Origin of the sequence: Lacibacter cauensis (genome assembly GCF_007830055.1) — a bacterium.
In the GTDB taxonomy this organism is placed as follows: Bacteria; Bacteroidota; Bacteroidia; order Chitinophagales; family Chitinophagaceae; genus Lacibacter; species Lacibacter cauensis.
Genome location: NZ_VLLE01000006.1, coordinates 136,514 through 160,145, shown reverse-complemented (window position 1 = coordinate 160,145; position 23,632 = coordinate 136,514). Strand labels below are relative to the sequence as shown.

Genomic DNA, 23,632 nt, shown 5'->3' with positions numbered 1-23,632 from the left:
GCTTTTTCAAAAGGTTTCCTTGTCCTTTGAACCGCCGATCTATTTTTTACCTCTAAACCTTTTTTATGAAAAAGTTTTTACTCTCTTGTTTTTTATTGACTTCACTGAGCTCGGTTTTTAGTCAAGCGCTTCAAATTGAAGAATTTACTTCTGGAACATTACCTGCTGGTTGGGATTTAGCTTCGGGAATGAAGGTAGATGGGTACAATAACCCAGGTTCAACGCCTGTTGCATGTGCTGCTGATTTTGGTTTGCTTACTCCGGGTGTTGGAGGAAACAACCCATCTAGGGTGCTAACCCCTGCGTACACATATAATTCAACTATTGGCAGTTTAATTAATGTTGGATTTACTATTTATGTGTTTAATTCAGATGACGTAAAAAAGTGTATTACAAAAAGCCTGCCTTGTACTACTTATGTAAAGGTTTATTTAGTCGACGAGAGTGTTACTACCGCAACAATTCCTTCGAATCCAGCCCTGATATTCAGCGAGAGTGATGTAACATTAGTTCAAGGTAATACCGCCAATAAGCTTGTGGTTGCAAGCGGGTCACTGACAAACAACAGACGTTATAGAATTTTGTACGATTTCAGTGTGCCTGATCTGAATTGTAATCAGAATGGAACAAAATATATCTTAGATCGCTTTTTGATTGCGGGAACAAATGCTCCTTTGCCTGTAACATTAAAGAGTTTCGATGCAGTCCAAAAGTCAGGTAAAGTAACGCTTACATGGAATACTATGTTGGAGTTGAACAACGATGGTTTTGAAATTGAGCGTCGCATCGGTACTGGTGCTTACCAAAAAATTGCTTTCGTAGATTCAAAAGCTCCAGGTGGAAATGGTGATGCATATTCTTATTCATTTGATGACAATACCGCTTTGCCTAAAGGTGTTACTTACTATCGTTTAAAGCAAGTTGACTTTGATGGTCGTGCAACCTATAGTGAAATCAGAGCTGTAAGATCTGCTAACGGAACACTCTTGCTTTCTGTATACCCTAATCCTAGCCGTGGAACAACAAATGTTGCTATTCCAGCAGGTACAGGCATGGTAGACGTTACATTGTCTGACTTTACAGGTAAATCTTTACAGCAGTGGACAGGTTTAAATACTTCTAATCTGCAGTTAACAAATCTTAAGCCTGGTATGTACACTTTGCGTGTAAGCGTTCGTGCAACAGGCGAAACAATCACAGAAAGAATTGCTGTGCAATAAAATCGGGACAGGAAAAACCAGATAAGATCAAAACAAAAAGGCCTCACCCAAGTGAGGCCTTTGTTTTTATAAAAAATAAGAATCTTTGCTTGCATTTTTCAACTATCAAGTTTATTTTTACATCATCTAATCGCTTCACTCCATCCTAAGAACACCGAAGTCCTTTACCACTGATTTTACCACTACATTATGAATGCTTTTCAAAAGCATTATCAATTTGCCAAAGCCTTTGAATAATCTGAGCTTTTCAGATTTGTATTACACCTATATCCATTGATTAACTTTTTCTACAAGTGTCCTGCTGAAACACCTCTGTTTTTTAACCTCAAAATTCTTTGTATGAAAAAGTTTTTACAAAATCTCCTAGTTGCATTAATTACAATTCCATTTGCATTTACAGCCAGTGCACAAATTAATTGTACACAGATTAGCAATGCAAATAACTGTAACATTACTGCTTTAGACATTAAGTCTGCTGTTACTGAGTTTAAAGAAGTGAATGGTCTTTGTGAAGCAACAATTACGCTCTCTTTTAAACTATTGCATAACTCAGGAATGAAGTATGCAAACTTGTTTTTTTACAATGCAGCTGTTAATCTGGATTGTAAAAATGGCCCTTCATCTTCAGTGCCGTCAAGCATTGCAGCCTTAGGCGGTTACTTAGCTTTAACGTATACCACAAACTGGAATGCTTATTATACCGGTATAAATGGTTTGGTGCCTCAGCAGGCCGGTTACTCTGTAACAGCATCTCCAATTACAGGGGGTACACAATTTGAAATTACCGGAATTAAATTTACTTCGGGATTGCCTTGCGGCTCTTATGATATTGGCTTATACCTGGCCGGAACAAATGCATCAAGCAATGGTGTGCAGTGCCATAACCAATCATCTTTTAAACCATATTTGGTAAATATTACAGGGAAAATTGATTGCAGAACGCAAAATACAGATTTAAATTACGATTTGATCATTGATGCAAATTATCAAAATCCTCCTGGTACTCCGGATATTATTTCAGGTACTTATCAGGTTTATATTGATGCAAATAGTGATAACATAATTGATGCAGGTGATCAGAATCTTACACCTTCACCTGTGGCCTTTTCAACTTCTGCCAGCGGAGCTCCGGTTGGTTTAACAAGATATATATCCTTTGATAATTATTACTCTTTGCCTAATGGCGATCCTTTGTCAACAAAAAATCTCTTGGTAAGAGTTACTCCAACAACTTCTGGCGTAGCTGCTGTTACAGGTAAATTGACTAATACATGTGCAACCCTCCCGGTTAGTTTGAAAGCGTTTAATGTAACACAGAAAAGTGGCAAGGCTCTTTTAACATGGTTAACAGAAGAAGAGAATAATAATCAGGGATTTGAAATTCAAAAACGTAATTCAAACGGACAATACATTAAAGCAGGGTTTGTAGAGTCAAAGGCTCCAAATGGTAACGGCGGCTCTTATAGCTATTCTTTTACAGACGAACAACTTCTTCAAAGAGGAGTAACCTATTATCGTCTTAAACAAATAGACTTAGATGGCAGATCATCTTACAGTGAAATAAAAGCCGTAAGAACAGGCAACGGTACATTAACGATTTCTGTTTATCCTAATCCTAGCAGGGGTATGGTTAATGTTGCAATTCCTGAAAGTAACAGCTTGATGGATGTATCTGTAGATGATTACACTGGTAAATCAATTCAACGCTGGTCGGGTATTAAAGTGCAGAATATGCAGATTAATAATCTGAAACCAGGTGTTTATATGCTTCGTTTTAATTTCCGTGATTCCGGAGAAACAATTACACAACGAATTGTTGTGCAATAAACTGTTTGGACAGAAAAACCAGATAGAACCGAAGAGAAAGCGTGCCTCCGAACGGAGGCACGCTTATTTTATGATATTTATCATCGAATAAATGGAATTGTATAACTGCAATCATTGCTTTCACCAGTTATTGCTAATTATCTTTATTAAAAATTAAGTACATGGAATATTTACAATCTGCTACTGATTATTAATAATCCCTGAGCTTTGCATAAAACAGTAGCAGGCAATCTTTAGGCCCGGGGGTATTTTTTACTCTTAAACTGTTCTTTATGAAAAAGCGTTTACTCCTTGTAATCACGTTCATATTGATGGCGTGGTACAACCTCGCAACTGCACAATGTAATGTTACAAACGTTATCGTTAGTAAAGTTTCAACTTCAGCATACGGTTCTGATAGTCTTCTATATACAATTGATTTGCAATTTGACGCAACAGTTAATGGTGGCAATAAAGATATCTGGCTGCATGTATGGCGTGAAAGCGATTATCCTTTTACGGATATGAATCTTTATAACTGTACTGGTCAGCAAAGTACAGCACCTGCACCAGCAACTTTTACAGAGCTTCCAAAAACCTTAGATGTGTTGGATAAAGCCTTTATTACATTTGGATTTGATGACAATTTGATCAATATTAATAACCCAGGTACAGCAGGTATTTATACAAATTATCACTACGACCCTGCTGTTGTGCCGAATTATGCCGGAGCAACTATTTATAAAGTAGCACACGCTACAGACCCCGGTATCGATCACATATATATTCAGAATCTGTCTTTTAAAGTGAGCAACCTGCTGCCTGGTTTTTTACAGGTACGGGCTTTTAACTGGTCTACAGAAGGCGATCAAAAACCGCAATGCTGGGGCTGTGGAACTTCTTTTGTTGTGGACGATCCAAAAGTTTCTGGAAGTATTAATTGTACTGCAACTCGAACATACAATATCAATATTCAAAGTAAATATGATGATGCTTCTTTGCCCGGCATTCAAACTATTACCGGTTTCTACCAGTTGTATCTTGATGTTAACCGAAACAGTGTAATTGATCAGGAAACAGATATTCTTGCTCACACCAGCACTGCTTTTACAACAGCTTTTGTGCCTGGCACTATACAACCTGGTTATAACAGTGCATATGTAGGTTCGGTGTTGGCGTTTAATAACTATGTATTTCAAAATGGCGACACCAATTCCAATAAGCCTATCATAGCTTTGGTAAATGTTACAACACCTGGATACCTGGGTGCAGGTAAAACCGGAATCTTAATTAATCCTTGTACTGTGCTGCCTTTAACAATAACAAACTTTCAGGCGCTTATGCAACAGGGCAATGTAATGCTGAAATGGGCTGTAGCAAACGAATACGATGTTGAGAAATATGTTGTTCAGCGGAGAGCGGATAATGGCCAATTTGCAACTTTAGGCAGTGTGCCGGCTGCAGAACTTAACAACTACGCATTTACCGATAATGTATCTGGTGTGTCAGGCGTGATGTATTACAGGTTGCAAATTGTTGAGAAGAACGGAACAATCAATTACAGTGATGTGCGGGTAGTTCGTATTAATACAGCAAACACAGATGTGATGATTTACCCAAATCCTGCAGTTGCAGCATTTAGTATTGCTGTTCCTGCCGATGCTGGCAGTTACGACATCAGTATTTCAGATATATCAGGTCGAATAATCAAGACAATGAATACAGTACGGAGTCAGTCTGTTTACTTCAATCAGTTTGTACCGGGAATTTATATTGTTAAGGTTCAGTTTAAAGAAGCGGGCGTAAGTGTAACAAAACGGATTGTGGTGCAATAAACAGGTAGGAGTAAAAAAAGAAAGGAGCCAATTGGCTCCTTTCTTTTTACGCATATGTTTCTTTCAATCTGTCGAACACTTCTTTAACATGAAGTATTTCTGCAAGCTTATCCATTACCTCTTCCACAAGCGAATCGGGGCAGGATGCACCACTGCTAACCATAATTTTTACCGGTCGCTTTGCAGGTAAAAAATCTTTGGTGACATATTCCTGTTTGTTATGGAAATTGAAATGCATGATTTCAGTCGCAGACAAGATTTTATCTGTATTGTTAATGAAGTAAGTAGGCAACTTCTCTTCGCACAACTCAACCAAGTGTGTTGTGTTTGAGCTGTTGTAACCACCAACAATCACAGCAAGATCGGCTTCTGTTTCTAACATGCCCGTAACTGCAGTTTGGTTATCGTTTGTAGCATAGCAAAGGGTATCCCTGGTATCTGCAAATCGTTCGCCGATTGTTTCAGCCGTGAGGTTGTAATGCTTCAGCATTAAGCCCTTGAGATATTCGGCAATAGCCTGTGTATCGCTTGCGAGTTGCGTTGTTTGGTTTACGACACCAAACCGTTGCAGATCTTTCGTAATATCAAAACCTGCAGAGTAACGTCCTTTAAACTCTTCATAAAAGGAAGCTGTTTCTTTCTCGCCTGTGATGTATTTGCCCAACGCTATCGCATCCTGCATATCGTTTACAACTACTGTTGCTGTATGCGAGCTGGCATGCGAAAAGGTTGCTCTTGTTTCTTCGTGCTTTGGTTTGCCATGTATAACAATTGAATAACCTTTTGCCGCAATCTGTTCGCTTCGATTCCAGACTTTTTCTACAAAGGGACAGGTAGTGTTGTGTTTTTCTGTTTGAATGCCTTTGCTGTTGAGCATTTCTTCAATATCGAGCGTAGTGCCAAACGCAGGAATAATAACCACGTCATCACTTGTAATATCCTCAAAAGGAATCAGTTGTTTGCCGTACGTGTCTTGTAAAAACTGCACACCTCTTTCAATAAGTGTTGCATTTACCTGTGGGTTGTGAATCATCTCACTCAACAGGAAAATACGTTTGCCTGGATTTTCATCAATTGTTTTAAACGCAATCTCAATAGCATTTTCAACACCGTAGCAAAAACCAAAATGACGGGCGAGGTAAAACTGTACATCACCCAGATCGAGTAAAGTAGGAGAGAAGTCCTTCTTCAGTTTATCATCCTGCTTACGCTTGTTTTTAATAGCTGTTATAAACGAACTGCGGTAAATATTTGGTACTTCAAACTTCTTCATGGTATGGTATAACAGTTGCAAAGGTACAAGGTTTAACGCCAAGGAAACATCCTTGAAAAAGAGCAAGGTAGCTTACTGTGGGTATTTGCAGATTGGTTCGTATCATTGGGGAGAATTATGACCACTATGCCAGCTGAATTTAAACCTGCTGAATGGGTTCATTCGTCCAATATATACGAAGTGAACCTGCGGCAATACACGAAAGAAGGAACCTTCGCTTCTTTTGCAACACATTTACCCCGCCTCAAGGATATGGGAGTGGAAATTATCTGGTTTATGCCGGTAACTCCCATTTCAGTTAAAAACAGAAAAGGAACGCTTGGAAGTTATTACGCCTGTTCGAGTTATGTAGCAACAAATCCTGAGTTTGGAACAATTAATGAATTCAAAACTCTTGTGCAGCAAATTCATGCTTTGGGAATGAAAGTGATTATTGATTGGGTGGCCAACCATACGGGTTGGGATCATGAATGGACCATCAGTAACCCCGAATATTATACGCAGGATCATGAAGGCAACTTTAAACCACCGGTTGAGAATTGGGAAGATGTAATCCATTTGAACTTCTATAACCCGGCTTTACGGGCTGCCATGATTGATGCCATGAAGTTCTGGGTTACAGATTGTGGTATCGATGGTTTCCGCTGCGATATGGCCATGTTGGTGCCGGTTGATTTTTGGGCTGAAGCAAGAAGAGCGTTAGATCAGTTCCGTCCTTTGTTTTGGTTGGGGGAGTTCGATCAATGGAACGATGAGCCATTTGCACACGTGTTTGATGTGAGTTACACCTGGCATTGGATGCACGTAAGCGAAGAATTTTATAAATACAAAAAGCCTGTTGTTGAGTTAGATAAAGCATTAGATGGCTACAAGCACCGAAATCCGGTAACACATCTGCAATCGTTCTTTACAAGTAATCACGACGAAAACAGCTGGAACGGCAGCGAGTATGAAAAGTATGGAAATATGGCTTTGCCATTAGCGGTATTCAGCTGTACATGGGCAGGCGTACCGTTAATTTACAGCGGGCAGGAGTTGCCCAACAACAACCGACTTGCTTTTTTTGATAAAGACGAAATTGAGTGGACAGATAAACCTCGACTGCATACGTTTTATCAGCAACTGTTGCAATTGCGCAAACAGCATGCTGTATTTGCAGGAAAGAATAATGCAGCGATAACCTGGCGTATTGCAACAACGCAACCAGAGCAGGTTTTTTGTTTTGTACGCAAGAATGGCGACGCTGAGTTGTTGGTGCTGCTAAACTTTTCCGATCAACCTGTTCGGATTTTCCTGCATGATATGCGGGTACGTGGAAATTTCACCGAACTATTTTCCGGGAAGAGTTACAATAGTGCAGATGAGTTTGCTCTTGAACGATGGGGGTATCTGGTTTTACAAAAGGCATAAAAAAAGTCCCCACTTTGATGGGGACTTTTCATTTGATAATTATCTCTTTTAGGGTTCGTTTCTTAAATCGTTAATAGCATATTGGTAAACACCTTCATAGCCGGGATAAATTCCTTCAATGATAATGCTGTTGCCTGCGTTTTCAATAATTCGTTTCAGTTCATCAACCGACTTAACGGTTTTACCACCTGCACGAACAATGATGAAACCTTTCTTGATTGTTGTTTGCTCTGCAATTAAACCATCGCTTAAGGTTTTAACTGTAACACCACCTTCAACACCATATTCTTTTGCTTTCTTCGCATCCAAAGTTTCCAGTTCGACACCTAATTTATCTAATGCCGATACTTTTACAATTTCGGTATTGCCACTGCTGTTTTTAAGTGTAAGTGCAGCCGTTTGTTCTTTACCATTACGGATAAATGTAACGTTCAGCTTTTGACCGGGACGGTAGCTGGCAACTGTACCTGTTAACTCATACCATGTTGAAACAGCTTTGTTGTCAAGCTTAATAATTTTATCACCTTTCTTCAACCCAGCATCTGCTGCAGCGCTGTTACTCATTACTTCGCCAATTACTACACCGTCACCTTCTTTAATTTGCGAATCAGTGTTTTCATCAGCATTTGCTTCTGGGCGAATACCAAGGAAGGCACGTTGTACGGTTCCAAACTTAATCAGGTCGTCCACTACTTTCTTCACGATGTTTACAGGAATCGCATAAGAATAACCTGCATAGGCACCTGTTGGTGAAGCAATAGCAGAGTTAATACCGATCAGTTGTCCGCTTGTATTTACCAATGCACCACCGCTGTTACCTTGGTTAACTGCAGCATCAGTTTGAATAAAGCTTTCTACTACATTGGCGTTGCGGCCTGCATTGCGTTGATTGATACCAAGGAAACGATATTTAGCACTAACAATACCAGCCGTTACCGTTGTTTCAAGTGTTAACGGATAACCAACTGCCAATACCCACTGGCCAAGTTTTACTTCATCCGAATTACCATAAAGCAGGTAAGGGAAACCAGTACCATCAATTTTAATAACAGCTAAATCAGTATTTGCATCGGTTGCAATTACTTTGGCTTTGTACTGTTTTTTGTTGTTTAATGTAACAGTTACTTCATCTGCACCATCAACCACGTGGTTGTTGGTTACAATATAACCATCTGCAGAAACAAACACACCACTGCCACTTGCCATTTGCGGACGGCTGTTGTTTGGATTACCAAAGAACTGATCAAACAAATCATCGCCAAACATATCGCCAAACGGATTGCTGCGACGGCGTTGTGTATTGCTTGTTTGAGTGGGGTTAGTTTTTGTTTTAATGTGCACTACAGCAGCAACGGTAGAGTTGGCTGCTGCTTCAAAATCTACAGGCCCTGGAGTACCACCGCCATCAAATAAACCTGCATAGTTTGCAGGAATTTGACCCTGGCTTTGGGTTACAGAACCGTTTCTGTTGCTCAGTTTTGCATAGAGGAAAACACTTGAGAGCGCAGTAACTGCACTAACAAGTACGGTTACGAGAATGTGTTTTGCTTTCATCTTTATCTTCTTTTTTTATTGTTCAAAATATCAAAGGCTGTGCCTTTCTGATTGTAAAATAACGAAGCTGTCATCATTTCAGAACTACCATGAAGCCACATTTAACAAACAGTTATGAAGACCTTCGTAGTTCTGCTAAAGTTACAGTAACTCTTAAAAATAACTGTCATAGAAATAACAAGAGAACGTTTTTTCACAACGAAGGTGATCCTTTAATGAACAAAAAAATCCCGCCTTTTGTTGGCGGGATTTTGTATTGGAGCAAGTAGTTCTGCTATGGGAAAATGCCGAGCTCTGCATAGCTGATGGCAACTTTATTAATTGCCACAACGTAAGCCGCAGTACGCATATCGGGAATGGCAGGGTTTTGTTTCCAGCAATCCATTACTTCGTTCACAGCAGTAATCATTGTTTCTTCCAAACCGCTATAAACTAAGTCAACTTCATCGGGGCCATGTGTAATTGCGGCACGGTCTTCTTTTTTCACTTTTTTGCCACTCAAGAATTCCATCTGGCCAAGAATATTCGTGTTCATATTTTCGGTAAAGCGTTTTTCCAAACGACCATAACGAACATGGCTCAGGTTTTTCAACCATTCGAAATACGAAACAGTTACACCGCCTGCGTTCAAAAACATATCGGGAACAACCAATACGCCATTGGCAACAAAAACCTCATCGGCTTCAGGAGTTAACGGACCGTTTGCTGCTTCACCAATAATTTTTGCTTTTACACGTGGTGCATTGTCGCCATTAATTACATTTTCCAATGCTGCAGGAATTAAAATATCGCACTCCAATTCTAACGCATCTGTATTTTTTTCGCAGTTGGTAGCACCGGGGAAGTTGAGAATTGATTTTGTTTCCTGCCTGTGCTTAAACACGGCTTCAACATCTAATCCCTCGTAGTTGTAAATGCTTCCTTCGTACTCAGCAAGTGCAACAATTTTAGCGCCAGCCTGCTGAAAGAATTTTGCAGAATGGTAACCTACGTTTCCTAAACCTTGTACAATTACACGCTTACCTTCCAAGCCGGTTGTAAGTCCAAGTTTGCTCATTACATCTTCCATGTTACATACTTCACGAATGCCATAGAAAACGCCAAGTCCAGTTGCTTCACGACGACCTCTTACACCGCCTTGCGAAACAGGCTTACCTGTAACGCAACCGGCTCCATCAATTTCGCCGGGGCGGAGCGTTTGATAGGTATCAACGATCCAGGCCATTTCACGTTCGCCAGTACCGTAATCGGGAGCAGGAACATCAATGCCGGGGCCAATAAAATTTTTCTTTACTAACTCTGCAGTATAACGGCGGGTAATTTTTTCCAGCTCATACGGAGAGCGGGTGCGGGGGCTTATTTTAATACCGCCTTTTGCACCACCAAACGGAACGTTTACAATGGCACACTTATACGTCATGAGAGCTGCAAGTGCCATTACCTCGTCCTGGTTTACTTCCATTGAAAAACGGATACCACCTTTACAAGGTGTTTTGTGTTGCGAGTGCTGTACACGGTAAGCTTCCACTACTTCAATGGAACCATCGTCCATTTTAACAGGGAAACGCATTTGATACACACTGTTACACTGCTTGATCTGTTCAAGGATACCTTTATCCCATTTTGTAAAAGCTGCGGCTTTATCAAAGCTCTGTTCTACCGAGCCGAAAAAGCTGTAATTCGTAGTTGACATACAATCGTTTTTAAGATGAATATAGCAATCGTTTAGTCCCTTGTTTGTTTTTCGAGTTTCGACAGTTTACGGTCGATACGGATAACATAGCCAATAAGACCAAATAAAATAATTAAACATACAACAACCACTACGTAAATCTTTCCGTTGCTGCGCATAGCATCTGCCATTTCGGGTTGTTCTGCCTGGGCAGCTGCCGATGTTGCGAAAAGCAAAATATTTGTTGCCAACAGCAGAAAAGCAAGGAGTAATTTTTTCATTATAAGAGTGATTTATCGGACAAAAGTTTGATTCTGATTTTGATCGTAGAAATCCAGACTGCTAGTAAGGTCCAGCCAATGACTGCAGGATAAAACACCATACGTAAACGGCTGTCGATATCATTAAAATTTAAAGCAGGGTTACCGCTTTCGCTGCCTGGAGCACCGGGGTGCAAACTGCCTACCAACCGTGGAATGATCCATATTGTTGGAAACAACATAGCAAAGGCAAAAATGTTGTACACCGCTGTTACACGTGCACGTTTATCGATATCGGTAAAACTTCCACGTAAAACAAAATAGGCACAGTAAATGAGGATGGCAATACCTGCACCTAAAAGTTTCGGCTCTTTTAAAATATTGCTGAGCGATTGTCCCTGATCGGTTACCCATGTGTAATTGGCCCATACCGCTCCGGTAGCATAGCCCAGCAAACCCATAAAGGTTCCGGTTCCGGCATAAGCTGAGGCGAAGATATCGTTACGGTATTTTTGGGTACGCAGGTATTTTATGCTGTAAACAAGGCTTACACCAAATAAAATCATCATGGTAAACCACATGCTTACATGAAAGTAAAGATTGCGAATTGATTCGTTGAGAATGAAGAGCCGTGGTACATCCATTAAAAAGCCACCAACAATGGTGTAAACCAATAAAACAACGGCAGTTATCTTCCACCAGGATTTATGCATATAATCAGCTTTAAAAAACAAACACAAACATTTGTTTTGCCTGCTTAAAGTGCGGCAAAGTTAAGTGGTTGACCTTTAATCTTTCCATAAAAATGGAAACAAAATCATACACAACGCCAACACAAGAACATCGAGGCCACCCAACAAAAATACCATTTGCAGTATAGCCCCATCTTTAAATAATTCGCCAAAAGCAGCTTTTGAAATGCGTATTAAGAGTAATAATTGCGGAATAATAACCGGGAACCCCATAATTACCATGATGGCTGCATTCTGATTTGCCCGTGATGCAATAGCTGCCAGTAGTGTAAACACCAGGCTCATGCTTACGCCACCCAGAATAGTAATGCCGGTAAACTGCAACGCATGTAAAAAAGGAACACCAAGAAAAAAACTAAACGTAAGCAAGCTCAGCAAACTCATTACCAGCATTAGCATTACATTGTACAGCAGTTTGGCAAGAATAAACTCCTGCGGACTTACAATGGAGTAATAATACAGCATGCGGCCCCGGCTTTCCTGTAAAAAACTTTTAGCTACAGCGTTAATGCTTATGAAGAGCATATTTACCCAAAACAAGGCATTCCATACGGAAGCATCGGGTTCGTTAATTGCAAGAAAAAGAATGTATACCGTGCAGGCAATATACAGGAGTATACCATAGAACGTATACTGCTGTCTTATTTCGAGCAGTAGATCTTTTTTGAACAGGGTTGCTATTTTTTGTGCTGATATCAAAGCTTATGCTTAAAAGGTAGATGATGATTTATGATTGCTGGTGATAACAGTGTCTGCAGCGTGGTTCGTATTTATCTTTTTCTCCTAACAATACCTGTCCGCCTTCGCTGCTGTGCCGATACGAATAGTTGGCAATATTACCGCACACTACACAAATGGCGTGGAGCTTGGTAATGTAATCGGCAACGGCCAACAGGTTTGGCATTTGACCAAAAGGCTGGGCTTTATAATCCATATCGAGTCCGGCAACAATTACCCTTGCACCACGCAAGGCCAGCTGCTCGCATACATTGGTAATTTCTGCATCAAAGAACTGTGCCTCATCAATACCAACCACTTCCACATCCTGCGCCAGTAATAAAATTTTCTGTGAATTATCAATAGGCGTTGATTGAATAGCATTCTCATCATGTGATACAATTTTTACATCATCGTAACGCACATCAACAGCAGGTTTAAAAATTTCTACTTTCAAATTGGCAATACGTGCACGCTTTAATCGGCGGATGAGCTCCTCCGTTTTTCCACTGAACATAGATCCGCAAATAACCTCAATCCAGCCACGACGATCGCCTTTTATATTTGGTTCAATAAACATTATCAATATTTTATGCAAAACTGTTTGTAACTTAACAGCAAATTTCCAATACCGCCAAAAGTAAGCACTATTCATGGAACGTATTGTTTCTCTCGTTGAACAATTACAACAGGCACTCCAGCGTAATGCGGATGCAACCCAGATGCTGGTACTCACCAATATGTTGAGAGCCGAGTTAGAGCAATCTTTACAACAAACACAACAACCCGCAGGATCGAACCGTGTTGCGGTAGTATTACCTGCAGCAAGGATAGCAACTGTTACCACAGAAACAAGAACCGAAGCTGCACCTGTTACTGCAACAGCAAGCAGACTTGTTCCCCCGGCCATTGTTACAGAAGAAGAGAAACCGGTTGAGAAAATAGTAGAGGTATTGCAAATAGATGAAGAAGAAGTAGAAGCTGAGCTGGAAGAAATTCGCCTGAAAGCTGAGTTTGCCAAAAAGGTGGAAGCCCAGCAACATCAGCAAAAGCCTGTTCTGTTGTTTGATGAAGAGCCGGAAGTGCCAACGCTCATTCACCAGCCAACATACGAAGAGCCTGAAGCCACACCTGTTCCTGCATCTACTACTATTGTTGCAAATAAGGAATTAAACGAAATGATGAATGGCCGCCAGCTATCGTTAAACGATCAATTGGGTACGGGTCATGCGGAAATTGTACATAAGCTGAGCGAATCAAATGCTATAAAAGATTTGAAGAAGGCGATTGGTATCAACGACAGATTTGTATTCATCAATGAATTGTTCCGTGGCGATGAAGTGATGTACGAGCGCAGCATTAAAACCATCAATAACTTTTCTATTTATCCCGAAGCGCAATACTGGATGGAGCGTGAACTGAAAATTAAGTTGGGGTGGGACAATGATCGCCCCGCAGTACAAGAGTTCTATTCGCTGGTAAAAAGACGTTTCTCCTGAAGCCAGTTGACAATGGTTGCCGTGGCTCCGGCGTTTTCCTTTACATAGTTTTCTGTGATAGCCGATGCTGCTGAAATATCCATTTGCAGTATAACGTTTTTCAGTTCTGTTGCGTTAGTGATCGTAAAACTTCCGCCGAGTTTTTTCAGATCGACACTTTCTTTAAACTTTTCAAAATTAGGTCCGGTAATAACAGGCTTGCCATAAACCGCAGCCTCCAGAATATTGTGATGCCCGCTTTTGTTGAAACCGCCACCCACATAACAAACTGTAGCGTATTTGTAGAGGCGGGAAAGGTAGCCGATGTTGTCGATAATAAGGCAGTTATGAGTTATGTGTTGTGTGTTATGAGTAGAAAGCTCCGAAAATGAGATACAGTTGGGGAACAAACTTTTTAGCCTGTTAATATTTTCAGCTTTGATCTCATGCGGAGCTATAATGAGTTTGTACTGCTTGTTTTCTTTCATCCATTCAGCAAGTATTGTTTCATCTTCGGCCCAAGTGCTACCCGCTACGATTACTGGTTCTGTTCCGCAAAAAGCATCCGCAATTTCAATTGGTTTCCATTGTTCGGCCAACGCAATTACACGATCAAAACGGGTATCGCCGGCGATGGTTGTTTTGCCGCTCAATCCAATTCCATCCAATAATTCTTTCGAAGCTCTATTTTGTACGAACAGGTGCGAAAAGCATTGCAACATGTTTCGGTGAAAGCCTCCCCACCATTGAAAAAAAGGTTGTGATGGGCGGAAGATGCCCGAGATCAGAACGGTTTCGATCTTTCTATTCTTCAGTTCGGTCAGGTAATAGTGCCAAAACTCATATTTTACAAAAATGGCCAGATTGGGCTGTACAAGATCGATGAAGTTTTTTGCATTGGAAGCTCCATCCATTGGCAGGTACATGACATAATCGGCACCGTTATACTTCTTCCTTATTTCATAACCGGAAGGGGAGAAGAAGGTCAGAAGGATTTTGGTTTTCGGATTTTGGTTTTTGATTTTTTCCAACACCGGTCTTCCTTGTTCAAACTCACCAAGCGAGGCACAATGCATCCACACGAGCTTGTCGCCCGGCTTCGGCTGCCAGTTTTGCTGCAACTGTTGTTGCCAGTTTCTACGTCCGTCAACCCATTTTTTAGCTTTTGGGTTGCGAGTAGCGGCAAGTGTAACGGCCGATTGATAAACCAGGCGGAATATGTTGTAAAAGAAGATCACGGGCACAAATCTAAGCGGAAAGCATTTGGTGAGAAAAACTTAACGCTTTCTGCCTGTGTTTCAAAGGCCAAACGCCTTTTTTGCCGTACTTTCGCCACCGTTTAAACAAGCTTATTTATGCGACCTATACAAATGGTTGATCTTAAGCAGCAATACCTTGCAATTAAGCAGGAAGTAGATGCTGCCGTTTTAGATGTTCTCGACAGTTCAGCGTTTATTAATGGCAAACCCGTGCAGGATCTGGCTGCAGACCTGAGCCAATACCTTGGGGTAAAACATACCATTCCCTGTGCGAACGGTACCGATGCATTGCAGATTGCCATGATGGCGTTGAACCTGCAACCGGGCGACGAAGTGATTACTGCTTCTTTTACATACATTGCTACTGTGGAAGTAGTGGCATTGCTCCGTTTAAAACCGGTGTTTGTTGAAGTTGATCCCAAAACTTTCTGCATCGATCCGGAAGCGATCCGTAAAGCGATTACTCCAAAAACAAAAGCGATTGTTCCGGTGCATTTGTATGGACATGCAGCCAATATGGATGAGATCATGAAAATTGCGGCAGAACATAACCTGTACGTAATTGAAGATAATGCCCAGGCTATCGGTGCTGATTATACATTCCCTGATGGTACGGTTAAGAAAACTGGTTCTATTGGAACTATTGGTTGTACATCATTTTTCCCTTCAAAGAATCTTGGTTGTTATGGTGACGGTGGTGCGATGTTTACCAATGATGATGCGTTGGCTGAGCAATTGAAGATGGTGGCGAACCACGGACAGAAAGTACGTTACTACCACGAAGTGGTGGGTTGCAACTCTCGTCTCGATACGGTGCAGGCAGCGGTTTTAAAAATCAAACTGAAAAAACTGGATGAATATATTGCTGCACGTCGTAAGGCTGCAGATTATTACGATGCTGCATTTGCAGGGCATAAAAACATTACAACTCCTTATCGTGCGCCTTACAGCAATCATGTGTTTCATCAATATACATTAACGCTCGATGGTTTTGAAAATGTTGCTGAGGTAAGAAATGGTTTGAATGCGTATTTAGCTGAGCAAAAAATTCCATCGATGATTTATTACCCGGTACCGGCACATCGTCAGCAAATGTTTGCATCCTTCGGTGGTGCAGATTACAATCTGCCGATCACTGATTGGTTAACTGATCGGGTAATTTCGCTGCCGATGCATACAGAACTGGACGAAGAGCAATTGCAGTTTATTACAAGTAAAGTGTTGGAATATCTTAATACAAAATCATAAACGGAAATTAACAAATGAAAATCGCAGTAGTTGGAACAGGTTATGTAGGTCTTGTAACAGGAACCTGTTTTGCAGAAACAGGTAACCAAGTAACCTGTGTTGATATTGATAAAAGCAAAGTAGATAAATTATCGAACGGGCAGATTACGATCTATGAACCTGGTCTGGAAAAAATATTTCTCCGAAACCTCAAAGAAGATCGTTTGCATTTTACCACCAACCTTGCAGAAGGTGTAAAAGATGCAACGATTGTATTTCTTGCGTTGCCAACACCTCCCGGTGAAGATGGTAGTGCAGACTTGAAATACATTTTAGGTGTGGCGGATGATCTCGGAAAAATTTTGACCGATTACAAAGTCATTGTTGATAAAAGCACCGTGCCGGTTGGTACGGCTGATAAAGTACAGGCGGCTATTGCAAAGAACTACAAAGGAGAATTTGCAGTAGTAAGTAATCCTGAATTTTTGCGTGAAGGGGTAGCGGTAGATGATTTTATGAAACCTGATCGTGTGGTAGTTGGTACAAGCGATGAACGTGCAAAAAAGATCATGACGGATCTGTATGCACCGTTTGTACGTAGCGGCAACCCGGTGATTTTTATGGATGAGAAAAGTGCAGAGTTGACAAAATACGCAGCCAACTCTTTCTTAGCGGTGAAGATTTCGTTCATGAATGAAATTGCACGTTTGTGCGAACGTTTAGGTGCAGACGTTGACATGGTGCGTAAAGGTATTGGCAGTGACGAACGTATTGGTAAACGTTTCCTCTTCCCCGGTATTGGATATGGTGGAAGTTGTTTCCCGAAAGATGTACAGGCTTTGGTGAAATCATCCAGCGAAGTGAATTATGATTTTGAAATATTGAATGCGGTGATGAAAGTAAATGAAGAGCAGAAGTTGTTCCTGATGCCGAAGATCAACGCATACTTCAATAACGATCTAAAAGGAAAACGTTTTGCATTGTGGGGCTTAGCATTCAAACCAAATACCGATGATATTCGTGAAGCGCCGGCTTTATACATGATTGATGCATTAACAGAAGCAGGTGCAACGGTACATGCATACGATCCTGAAGCAATGCCGAATGTTAAGCAGGTAGTAGGAAATAAAATTGATTTTGCAGAGGGACAATACGATGCATTGGAGAATGCAGATGCATTGATCATTGCAACTGAGTGGAGCGAATTCCGTACGCCGGAATTTGAAAAGATTTCTTCGATGCTGAAGAACAAAGTAATCTTCGACGGTCGTAATGTGTACGACAGAGCACAGATGAAAGAACTTGGGTTCTTCTATGAAAGTGTGGGAAGAGAAGCTGTAAAATAACTTAATCAAACAATCGCATAACAAACTACAATGGATCGTAAACGGATTTTAATTACAGGTGCCGCCGGCTTTCTTGGTTCGCATTTGTGCGACCGTGCAATTAAAGAAGGTTATCATGTAATTGCAATGGATAACCTCATTACGGGGGATTTAAAAAATATTGAACACCTGTTCAAGCTGGAACAGTTTGAGTTTTATCATCACGATATTACCAAGTTTATTCATATTCCCGGCAAGCTGGATTATATCCTGCACTTCGCATCGCCTGCAAGTCCGATCGATTATTTGAAAATTCCGATCCAGACGTTAAAGGTTGGTGCACATGGTACGCATAACTGTTTGGGTTTGGCGAAAGCAAAAGGTGCTCGCATCCTTGTTGCGTCAACTTCTGAAGTGTACGGCGATCCATTGGTGCATCCGCAAACAGAAGAGTATTGGGGCAATGTAAATCCTGTTGGTCCACGTGGTGTGTACGATGAAGCAAAGCGTTTCATGGAAAGCATTACGATGGCGTATAACCGTTTTCATGGTGTGGAGACAAGGATTATCCGCATCTTTAATACATACGGTCCACGTATGCGGCTCAATGATGGCCGTGCATTACCTGCATTCATTGGCCAGGCGTTACGTGGCGAAGATTTAACAGTATTTGGCGATGGCAGCCAGACAAGAAGTTTCTGCTATGTGGATGATTTGGTAGAAGGTATTTATCGTTTGCTGATGAGCGATTACGATATGCCGGTGAACATTGGCAACCCTGCAGAGATTACGTTGAAAGAATTTGCGGAAGAAGTAATCAAGCTGACAGGCTCCACACAAAAGATCGTGTACAAACCATTGCCAGTTGATGATCCGAAGCAACGCCAGCCCGATATTACCAAAGCCAAAGAAATACTTGGCTGGGAACCGAAAGTAGCAAGAGCAGAAGGTTTAAAGATTACGTACGAGTATTTTAAAAATCTGCCGAAGGAAGAATGGAGCAAGCAACCGAAAGAGTTTGTGAGCATGAAATGATGAGTAATGAGTAATCAGTGATGAGTTTAAATCAGACATCCTAAATCATAAATCAGCCATCAGGCTTATGTATCAATCATTAATCAATAAAGAAAAGAAAGCAGCTGTAGTAGGTTTAGGCTATGTGGGCTTGCCGTTGGCATTGGAATTAGCTGCTCATATGCAGGTGATCGGTTTCGACATCAACAGCAAACGCATTGCGATGATGCAACGCAACGAAGATCCCAGCAAGGAAGTGGATGCGGATATGTTTGCAGGCAGGGATATCGTTTTTACCGATGATGTGAATGTATTGAAAGAAGCATCTTTCTTTATTGTAACCGTTCCTACACCTGTGGATGATCATAAAGTTCCTGACCTTACGCCATTGGAAAAAGCAAGTGAAACGGTGGGTAAAGTATTGAAGAAGGGTGATTATGTTATTTATGAAAGCACCACTTATCCCGGCTGTACAGAAGAAGATTGTATGCCCATACTGGAGCAGTTCAGTGGTTTAAAAGGAAAAGTTGATTTTAAAATTGGATATTCGCCTGAGCGAATTAATCCCGGCGATAAACAGCATACGCTAAGTAATACCGTTAAAATCGTTTCCGGTTGTGATGATGAATCGTTGCAGGAAATTGCTGCAGTGTATGAAAGTGTGGTGAAAGTTGGTGTGCATCGTGCACCCAATATTAAAGTAGCTGAAGCAGGAAAAATCATTGAAAATGCACAGCGTGATCTGAACATTTCATTAATGAATGAGCTCTCCATCATCTTCGATCGTATCGGCATCAACACATTTGATGTAGTGGAAGCTGCAGGAACAAAATGGAACTTTCATAAATACACACCGGGCTTGGTTGGTGGTCATTGCATTGGCGTTGATCCCTATTACCTCACTTACAAAGCACAGCAGTTAGGTTATAACTCAAAAGTTATTGCAAGCGGTCGATTTGTGAATGATGAAATGCCCCGTTATGTAGCCAAAAAAATTATTCAGCATATTATTAAGCATGCACCAAGTGCAGCCAATGCAAAGGTGTTGGTATTAGGGGCAACGTTCAAAGAAAACGTAGCTGATATCCGTAATTCAAAAGTGGCGGATATGGTGAAAGAGTTGCTGGAGTACAATGTGGCTGTTGATTTTGTTGATCCGCATGCTGATGCTGAAGAAGTGAAGCATGAATATGGCTTAACACTTGCAGCAGAAATAGGAACAGGATACGATGCAATTGTTTTGGCAGTAGCGCATCATCCGTACAAAGATTTTTCGGAAGAATATCTTTCTTCCATTGCCAATGAGAAAGCATTGTTTGCTGACCTCAAAGGTATTTACCGTAATAAAATTTCTACACTCAAATACTGGAGTTTGTAATGAGCAAGTTTGATAAAACAATATTGGTAACAGGCGGTGCCGGCTTTATCGGCAGCCATGTAGTGCGTTTGTTTGTAAACAAGTATCCCAATTACAAAATTGTAAATGGTGATGCGTTGACTTATGCAGGTAATCTGGAGAATCTGAAAGATGTACAGGATAAGCCGAATTATGCTTTCGCAAAAGTTGATATTACGGATGAAGCAGGAGTGGAAGCGTTATTCAACCAATATCATTTTGATGCAGTGATTCATCTGGCAGCCGAAAGTCATGTTGACCGCAGTATTCTTGATCCATTGTCATTTGTAAAAACAAATGTGTTGGGTACGGCTATTTTGCTCAATGCCTGTCGTAAGCATTGGAATGGAAACTATGAAGGCAAACTTTTCTATCATGTTTCAACCGATGAAGTGTATGGTTCATTAGGTGAAACAGGATTCTTTACCGAAGAAACACCGTACGATCCGCATTCTCCCTACTCAGCTTCAAAAGCCGCATCCGATCATTTTGTGATGGCTTATCATGATACCTATGGGTTACCCGTAGTGATGAGTAACTGCAGCAACAACTATGGCTCGCATCATTTCCCGGAAAAATTAATTCCGTTAATGATCAACAATATCAAAAACAACAAACCGTTGCCCGTGTACGGTAAAGGAGAAAATGTGCGTGACTGGTTATTTGTTGAAGATCATGCAAGAGCAATTGATACGATTTTCCATAACGGCAGACTCGGCGAAAGTTATAATGTAGGTGGCTTCAACGAATGGAAAAATATTGACCTGGTTCATTTGCTCTGCAGCATTATGGATAAAAAGCTTGGGCGTGCAGCAGGTGAAAGTGCGAGGTTGATTACTTATGTAAAAGACCGTGCCGGTCATGATCTGCGTTATGCTATCGATGCAACCAAACTCAATAAAGAATTAGGCTGGAGTCCATCGCTTCAGTTTGAAGAAGGTTTGGAAAAAACAGTTGACTGGTATTTGAGCAACGAAGAATGGATCAACCATGTAACGAGTGGTGACTACCAGAAGTACTATGATGCACAATACGACAAGAGGTAAGTGGTGAGTAGTGAATGGTGAGTAATTAAATCAGAAATCATACATCCTAAATCAGACATAGCGTAATGGCTTTTTTACAAACAGGTTTCCCCGGCTTGGTCGTGTTTGAACCAAATGTTTTTGGCGATGAGCGGGGTTATTTCTTTGAATCATACAATCAACAGACCTTTGAAAAAGAAGGATTGTTTTACAATTGGGTGCAGGATAATCAATCCAGTTCAACCTACGGTGTTATCCGTGGATTACATTTTCAGAAAGGTGAACATGCACAGGCAAAACTGGTGCGTTGTTTGAGCGGAAGAATATTGGATGTTGTCGTTGATCTGCGTAAAGATTCTCCAACTTTTAAACAGGTGTATGCTGTAGAATTAACAGCGGAAAAGAAAAATGCCTTGCTCGTTCCACGTGGTTTTGCACATGGATTTTCTGTGTTGAGTGAAACAGCGGAAGTGTTGTACAAGTGCGATAATTTTTACAACAAACAAAGCGAAGGCGGATTGCTCTATAATGATGCAACCTTGCAAATTGATTGGAGAATAGAAGAAGGGAAAGAAATTATTTCAGGTAAAGATCAATTGAATGCAAAATGGGCCGAGCTTGATGAAGACAGCCTCTTTTAATAATTGCATATGGAAAAGCCGGTAATACTTGTAACAGGTAGCAATGGTCAGCTCGGAAAGGAGCTGCAACAACTTGCAGACGCTTATCCGCAGTATCGTTTTGTATTTGCATCACGTGAAGATCTGAAACTGCACCACTATGGTTTAGTAGAAAATTTCTTCATCGCTACAAAGCCGCAATACTGCATCAACTGTGCTGCGTACACTGCAGTTGATAAAGCGGAAAGCGAACAGGATATGGCTATGCTGGTGAATGGCGAAGCTGTTGGACATTTGGCGGCTATCTGCAAAAAGTATAACACCAAGTTTATTCATATCTCCACCGATTATGTGTTTGATGGTGAAAGTGAAACACCTTACAAAGAAGATGATGCCACAGGCCCCATTAATACTTATGGTCGTTCAAAACTGTTGGGCGAGCAGTTGTGTATGAAAGAAGATGGAGAAGCCATCATCATTCGTACTGCATGGGTGTATTCATCGTTCGGTCACAATTTTGTGAAGACGATGATGCGGTTGATGAACGAACGGAATGAGTTGAATGTGGTGGCAGATCAGATCGGTTCGCCAACTTATGCTGCAGATTTAGCAAAGGCTATTCTCGATATCATTTCTTCGGGTAAATGGGAGAGCGGCATCTATCATTACAGCAACGAAGGGAAGATCAGCTGGTTCGAATTTGCACAGGCCATTCAAGAAATAACAGGCAGTAAAGCAATTGTGCATCCTATTGAAACGGCGCAGTATCCAACACCTGCCAAACGTCCGCATTATTCATTGCTGAATAAAGAGAAAATAAAAACTGTCTTTCATGTGCAGGTGCCACAATGGAAAGGCAGTTTGAAAAAATGCATTAGAATATTGCAATCTGCTTAAAGTTATTTAATACTGCTAATGACCGTTTCACCAAAACGTGATGCTGTTTTTACCACGCCAAAACCGGGAGCAAACCATTCTGTAGCATTAAATTTCATTGGAATTGCGATGCCTCCCACGAACGTTTTTATTTGAATCGAATAGGTTATTTTGTAACAGTCCCAAGTGCCTGCTGCGGTTGTAATATTTTCTTTGGCAATAACTTTCCTGTCGGTGATATTCATTTCCATTTCGGTGATAACCGTCCCTCTTATGGAATTAAAGCTTGCTTTTCCATCCGGAAGAGTAGTGCCTTCTTTCAATGCAGATGGGTATTCGATATATACATCTTCTCCTTTTATTTCAATTTTCTGCTCTTTATCCTGAGAGTTATTCATGAAAGATTTTATATCCATCATCATTACTCCGCCACTGCATTTAATTTTATTTTCCGACGACTGAATAAGTTTTCCTTTTTCATCGAACACTTCCTGTTTAAGCATCGAGGAAGTAGAGCCTCCAATACTACTTATTTTACCTGTTTGGTAAATAATTTTTCCGGTAGACTTGCCCCTCGCATTTGTCATGCTCATTTCGATGGTTTTGTTTGCCTGCAGGTAATAGAAGCTGGTACATTGTGCACGAATGCCAAGTGCGGAAATTAGAAAAAGAAAAAAGCTGAGATGGTGTTTCATGTTTTTTTTGTAAAGAAAGGGCAACATGGAATTACACACAATACCTAAAACAGGTATGTTGTAAATGCAAAAGACCCTCCACATTGTGGAGGGTCTTTGTTGGCCTACCTGGATTCGAACCAAGACAAACAGAACCAAAATCTGTCGTACTACCATTATACTATAGGCCAATCTTCCTTTCGGAATCCCAAACAGGCATTTCTGCGTTGTTGGGGGTG

21 protein-coding genes and 1 tRNA gene are annotated in these 23,632 nt (G+C 40.9%); 12 read left to right on the top strand and 10 right to left on the bottom strand.

The genetic code is table 11. The annotated features are described in order from the left end of the window. Positions 1-65 precede the first annotated feature (65 nt). The 3 genes from IQ13_RS17330 (at position 66) to IQ13_RS17320 (ending at position 4,861) form a co-directional block, all read left to right on the top strand. Complete coding sequence (locus tag IQ13_RS17330) at positions 66-1,220, top strand: T9SS type A sorting domain-containing protein (protein ID WP_144887896.1); 1,155 nt, start codon at positions 66-68, stop codon at positions 1,218-1,220. 339 nt (positions 1,221-1,559) lie between these two features. Continuing rightward, positions 1,560-3,047: a T9SS type A sorting domain-containing protein gene (locus tag IQ13_RS17325; protein ID WP_144887895.1), complete on the top strand. Its 1,488-nt coding sequence runs from the start codon at positions 1,560-1,562 to the stop codon at positions 3,045-3,047. A gap of 272 nt (positions 3,048-3,319) precedes the next feature. After that, the gene (locus IQ13_RS17320; RefSeq protein WP_144887894.1) at positions 3,320-4,861 is read left to right on the top strand and encodes a T9SS type A sorting domain-containing protein; all 1,542 of its coding nucleotides are present in this window, start codon (positions 3,320-3,322) and stop codon (positions 4,859-4,861) included. Between the two features lie 46 nt (positions 4,862-4,907). Here the strand turns inward: IQ13_RS17320 and IQ13_RS17315 are convergent, their stop codons facing one another. Then, a complete protein-coding gene (locus IQ13_RS17315; RefSeq protein WP_144887893.1) occupies positions 4,908-6,134 on the bottom strand; it encodes a 4-hydroxy-3-methylbut-2-enyl diphosphate reductase in 1,227 nt (408 codons plus the stop codon). Between the two features lie 126 nt (positions 6,135-6,260). On the opposite strand from IQ13_RS17315, the gene IQ13_RS17310 reads away from it, so the two are divergent. After that, positions 6,261-7,544 carry an alpha-amylase family glycosyl hydrolase gene (locus tag IQ13_RS17310; RefSeq protein ID WP_144887892.1) on the top strand — a complete coding sequence of 428 codons (1,284 nt, stop codon included), beginning with the start codon at positions 6,261-6,263 and terminating at the stop codon, positions 7,542-7,544. Between the two features lie 48 nt (positions 7,545-7,592). Here IQ13_RS17310 and IQ13_RS17305 read toward each other — a convergent pair whose 3' ends face one another. The 6 genes from IQ13_RS17305 to IQ13_RS17280 form a co-directional block, all read right to left on the bottom strand. Continuing rightward, positions 7,593-9,098: a trypsin-like peptidase domain-containing protein gene (locus IQ13_RS17305; RefSeq protein ID WP_144887891.1), complete on the bottom strand. Its 1,506-nt coding sequence runs from the start codon at positions 9,096-9,098 to the stop codon at positions 7,593-7,595. Positions 9,099-9,372: 274 nt separating this feature from the next. Continuing rightward, positions 9,373-10,791: a Glu/Leu/Phe/Val family dehydrogenase gene (locus tag IQ13_RS17300; protein ID WP_144887890.1), complete on the bottom strand. Its 1,419-nt coding sequence runs from the start codon at positions 10,789-10,791 to the stop codon at positions 9,373-9,375. Between the two features lie 32 nt (positions 10,792-10,823). Continuing rightward, the gene (locus IQ13_RS17295; protein ID WP_144887889.1) at positions 10,824-11,051 is read right to left on the bottom strand and encodes a CcmD family protein; all 228 of its coding nucleotides are present in this window, start codon (positions 11,049-11,051) and stop codon (positions 10,824-10,826) included. Beyond that, on the bottom strand, positions 11,051-11,743 hold the full coding sequence (locus IQ13_RS17290) for a cytochrome C assembly family protein (protein WP_144887888.1): 693 nt from the start codon (positions 11,741-11,743) through the stop codon (positions 11,051-11,053). Before IQ13_RS17290 ends, IQ13_RS17295 begins: the two co-directional genes overlap by 1 nt. A gap of 75 nt (positions 11,744-11,818) precedes the next feature. Beyond that, on the bottom strand, positions 11,819-12,481 hold the full coding sequence (locus IQ13_RS17285) for a heme exporter protein CcmB (protein WP_144887887.1): 663 nt from the start codon (positions 12,479-12,481) through the stop codon (positions 11,819-11,821). A 28-nt stretch (positions 12,482-12,509) separates the two neighbouring features. Beyond that, positions 12,510-13,079, bottom strand: a complete 570-nt coding sequence (locus tag IQ13_RS17280; RefSeq protein ID WP_144887886.1) for a thymidine kinase — start codon at positions 13,077-13,079, stop codon at positions 12,510-12,512. 73 nt (positions 13,080-13,152) lie between these two features. On the opposite strand from IQ13_RS17280, the gene IQ13_RS17275 reads away from it, so the two are divergent. Then, entirely contained in the window at positions 13,153-13,998 is an 846-nt protein-coding gene (locus IQ13_RS17275) for a DUF8457 domain-containing protein (protein WP_144887885.1), read from the top strand. On the opposite strand, the gene IQ13_RS17270 is transcribed toward IQ13_RS17275, so the two are convergent. Beyond that, positions 13,968-15,221 carry a 3-deoxy-D-manno-octulosonic acid transferase gene (locus tag IQ13_RS17270; protein ID WP_242009580.1) on the bottom strand — a complete coding sequence of 418 codons (1,254 nt, stop codon included), beginning with the start codon at positions 15,219-15,221 and terminating at the stop codon, positions 13,968-13,970. The two genes, IQ13_RS17275 and IQ13_RS17270, sit on opposite strands and share 31 nt — an antisense overlap. 111 nt (positions 15,222-15,332) lie before the next feature. Between IQ13_RS17270 and IQ13_RS17265 the strand changes: the two genes are divergently transcribed. The 7 genes from IQ13_RS17265 (at position 15,333) to rfbD (ending at position 22,740) form a co-directional block, all read left to right on the top strand. Beyond that, positions 15,333-16,484, top strand: a complete 1,152-nt coding sequence (locus tag IQ13_RS17265; RefSeq protein WP_144887884.1) for a DegT/DnrJ/EryC1/StrS family aminotransferase — start codon at positions 15,333-15,335, stop codon at positions 16,482-16,484. A 14-nt stretch (positions 16,485-16,498) separates the two neighbouring features. Further along, a complete protein-coding gene (locus tag IQ13_RS17260) occupies positions 16,499-17,809 on the top strand; it encodes a UDP-glucose dehydrogenase family protein (RefSeq protein WP_144887883.1) in 1,311 nt (436 codons plus the stop codon). A 30-nt stretch (positions 17,810-17,839) separates the two neighbouring features. Further along, positions 17,840-18,823, top strand: coding sequence for a UDP-glucuronic acid decarboxylase family protein (locus IQ13_RS17255; protein ID WP_144887882.1), 984 nt, complete (start codon positions 17,840-17,842; stop codon positions 18,821-18,823). Between the two features lie 67 nt (positions 18,824-18,890). Continuing rightward, positions 18,891-20,180: a nucleotide sugar dehydrogenase gene (locus IQ13_RS17250; protein ID WP_144887881.1), complete on the top strand. Its 1,290-nt coding sequence runs from the start codon at positions 18,891-18,893 to the stop codon at positions 20,178-20,180. Continuing rightward, positions 20,180-21,244 (top strand): dTDP-glucose 4,6-dehydratase, encoded by a 1,065-nt coding sequence (gene rfbB / locus IQ13_RS17245; protein WP_144887880.1) that lies wholly within the window; start codon positions 20,180-20,182, stop codon positions 21,242-21,244. Before IQ13_RS17250 ends, rfbB begins: the two co-directional genes overlap by 1 nt. A 65-nt stretch (positions 21,245-21,309) precedes the next feature. Then, the gene (gene rfbC, locus IQ13_RS17240) at positions 21,310-21,864 is read left to right on the top strand and encodes a dTDP-4-dehydrorhamnose 3,5-epimerase (protein WP_144887879.1); all 555 of its coding nucleotides are present in this window, start codon (positions 21,310-21,312) and stop codon (positions 21,862-21,864) included. Positions 21,865-21,873: 9 nt separating this feature from the next. After that, positions 21,874-22,740 (top strand): dTDP-4-dehydrorhamnose reductase, encoded by an 867-nt coding sequence (rfbD, locus tag IQ13_RS17235; protein WP_144887878.1) that lies wholly within the window; start codon positions 21,874-21,876, stop codon positions 22,738-22,740. A gap of 2 nt (positions 22,741-22,742) precedes the next feature. On the opposite strand, the gene IQ13_RS17230 is transcribed toward rfbD, so the two are convergent. Both IQ13_RS17230 and IQ13_RS17225 read right to left on the bottom strand, forming a co-directional pair. After that, positions 22,743-23,414 carry a TapB family protein gene (locus IQ13_RS17230; RefSeq protein WP_144887877.1) on the bottom strand — a complete coding sequence of 224 codons (672 nt, stop codon included), beginning with the start codon at positions 23,412-23,414 and terminating at the stop codon, positions 22,743-22,745. Between the two features lie 99 nt (positions 23,415-23,513). Next, a tRNA-Gln gene (locus IQ13_RS17225) sits at positions 23,514-23,584 on the bottom strand. Positions 23,585-23,632: the final 48 nt, after the last annotated feature.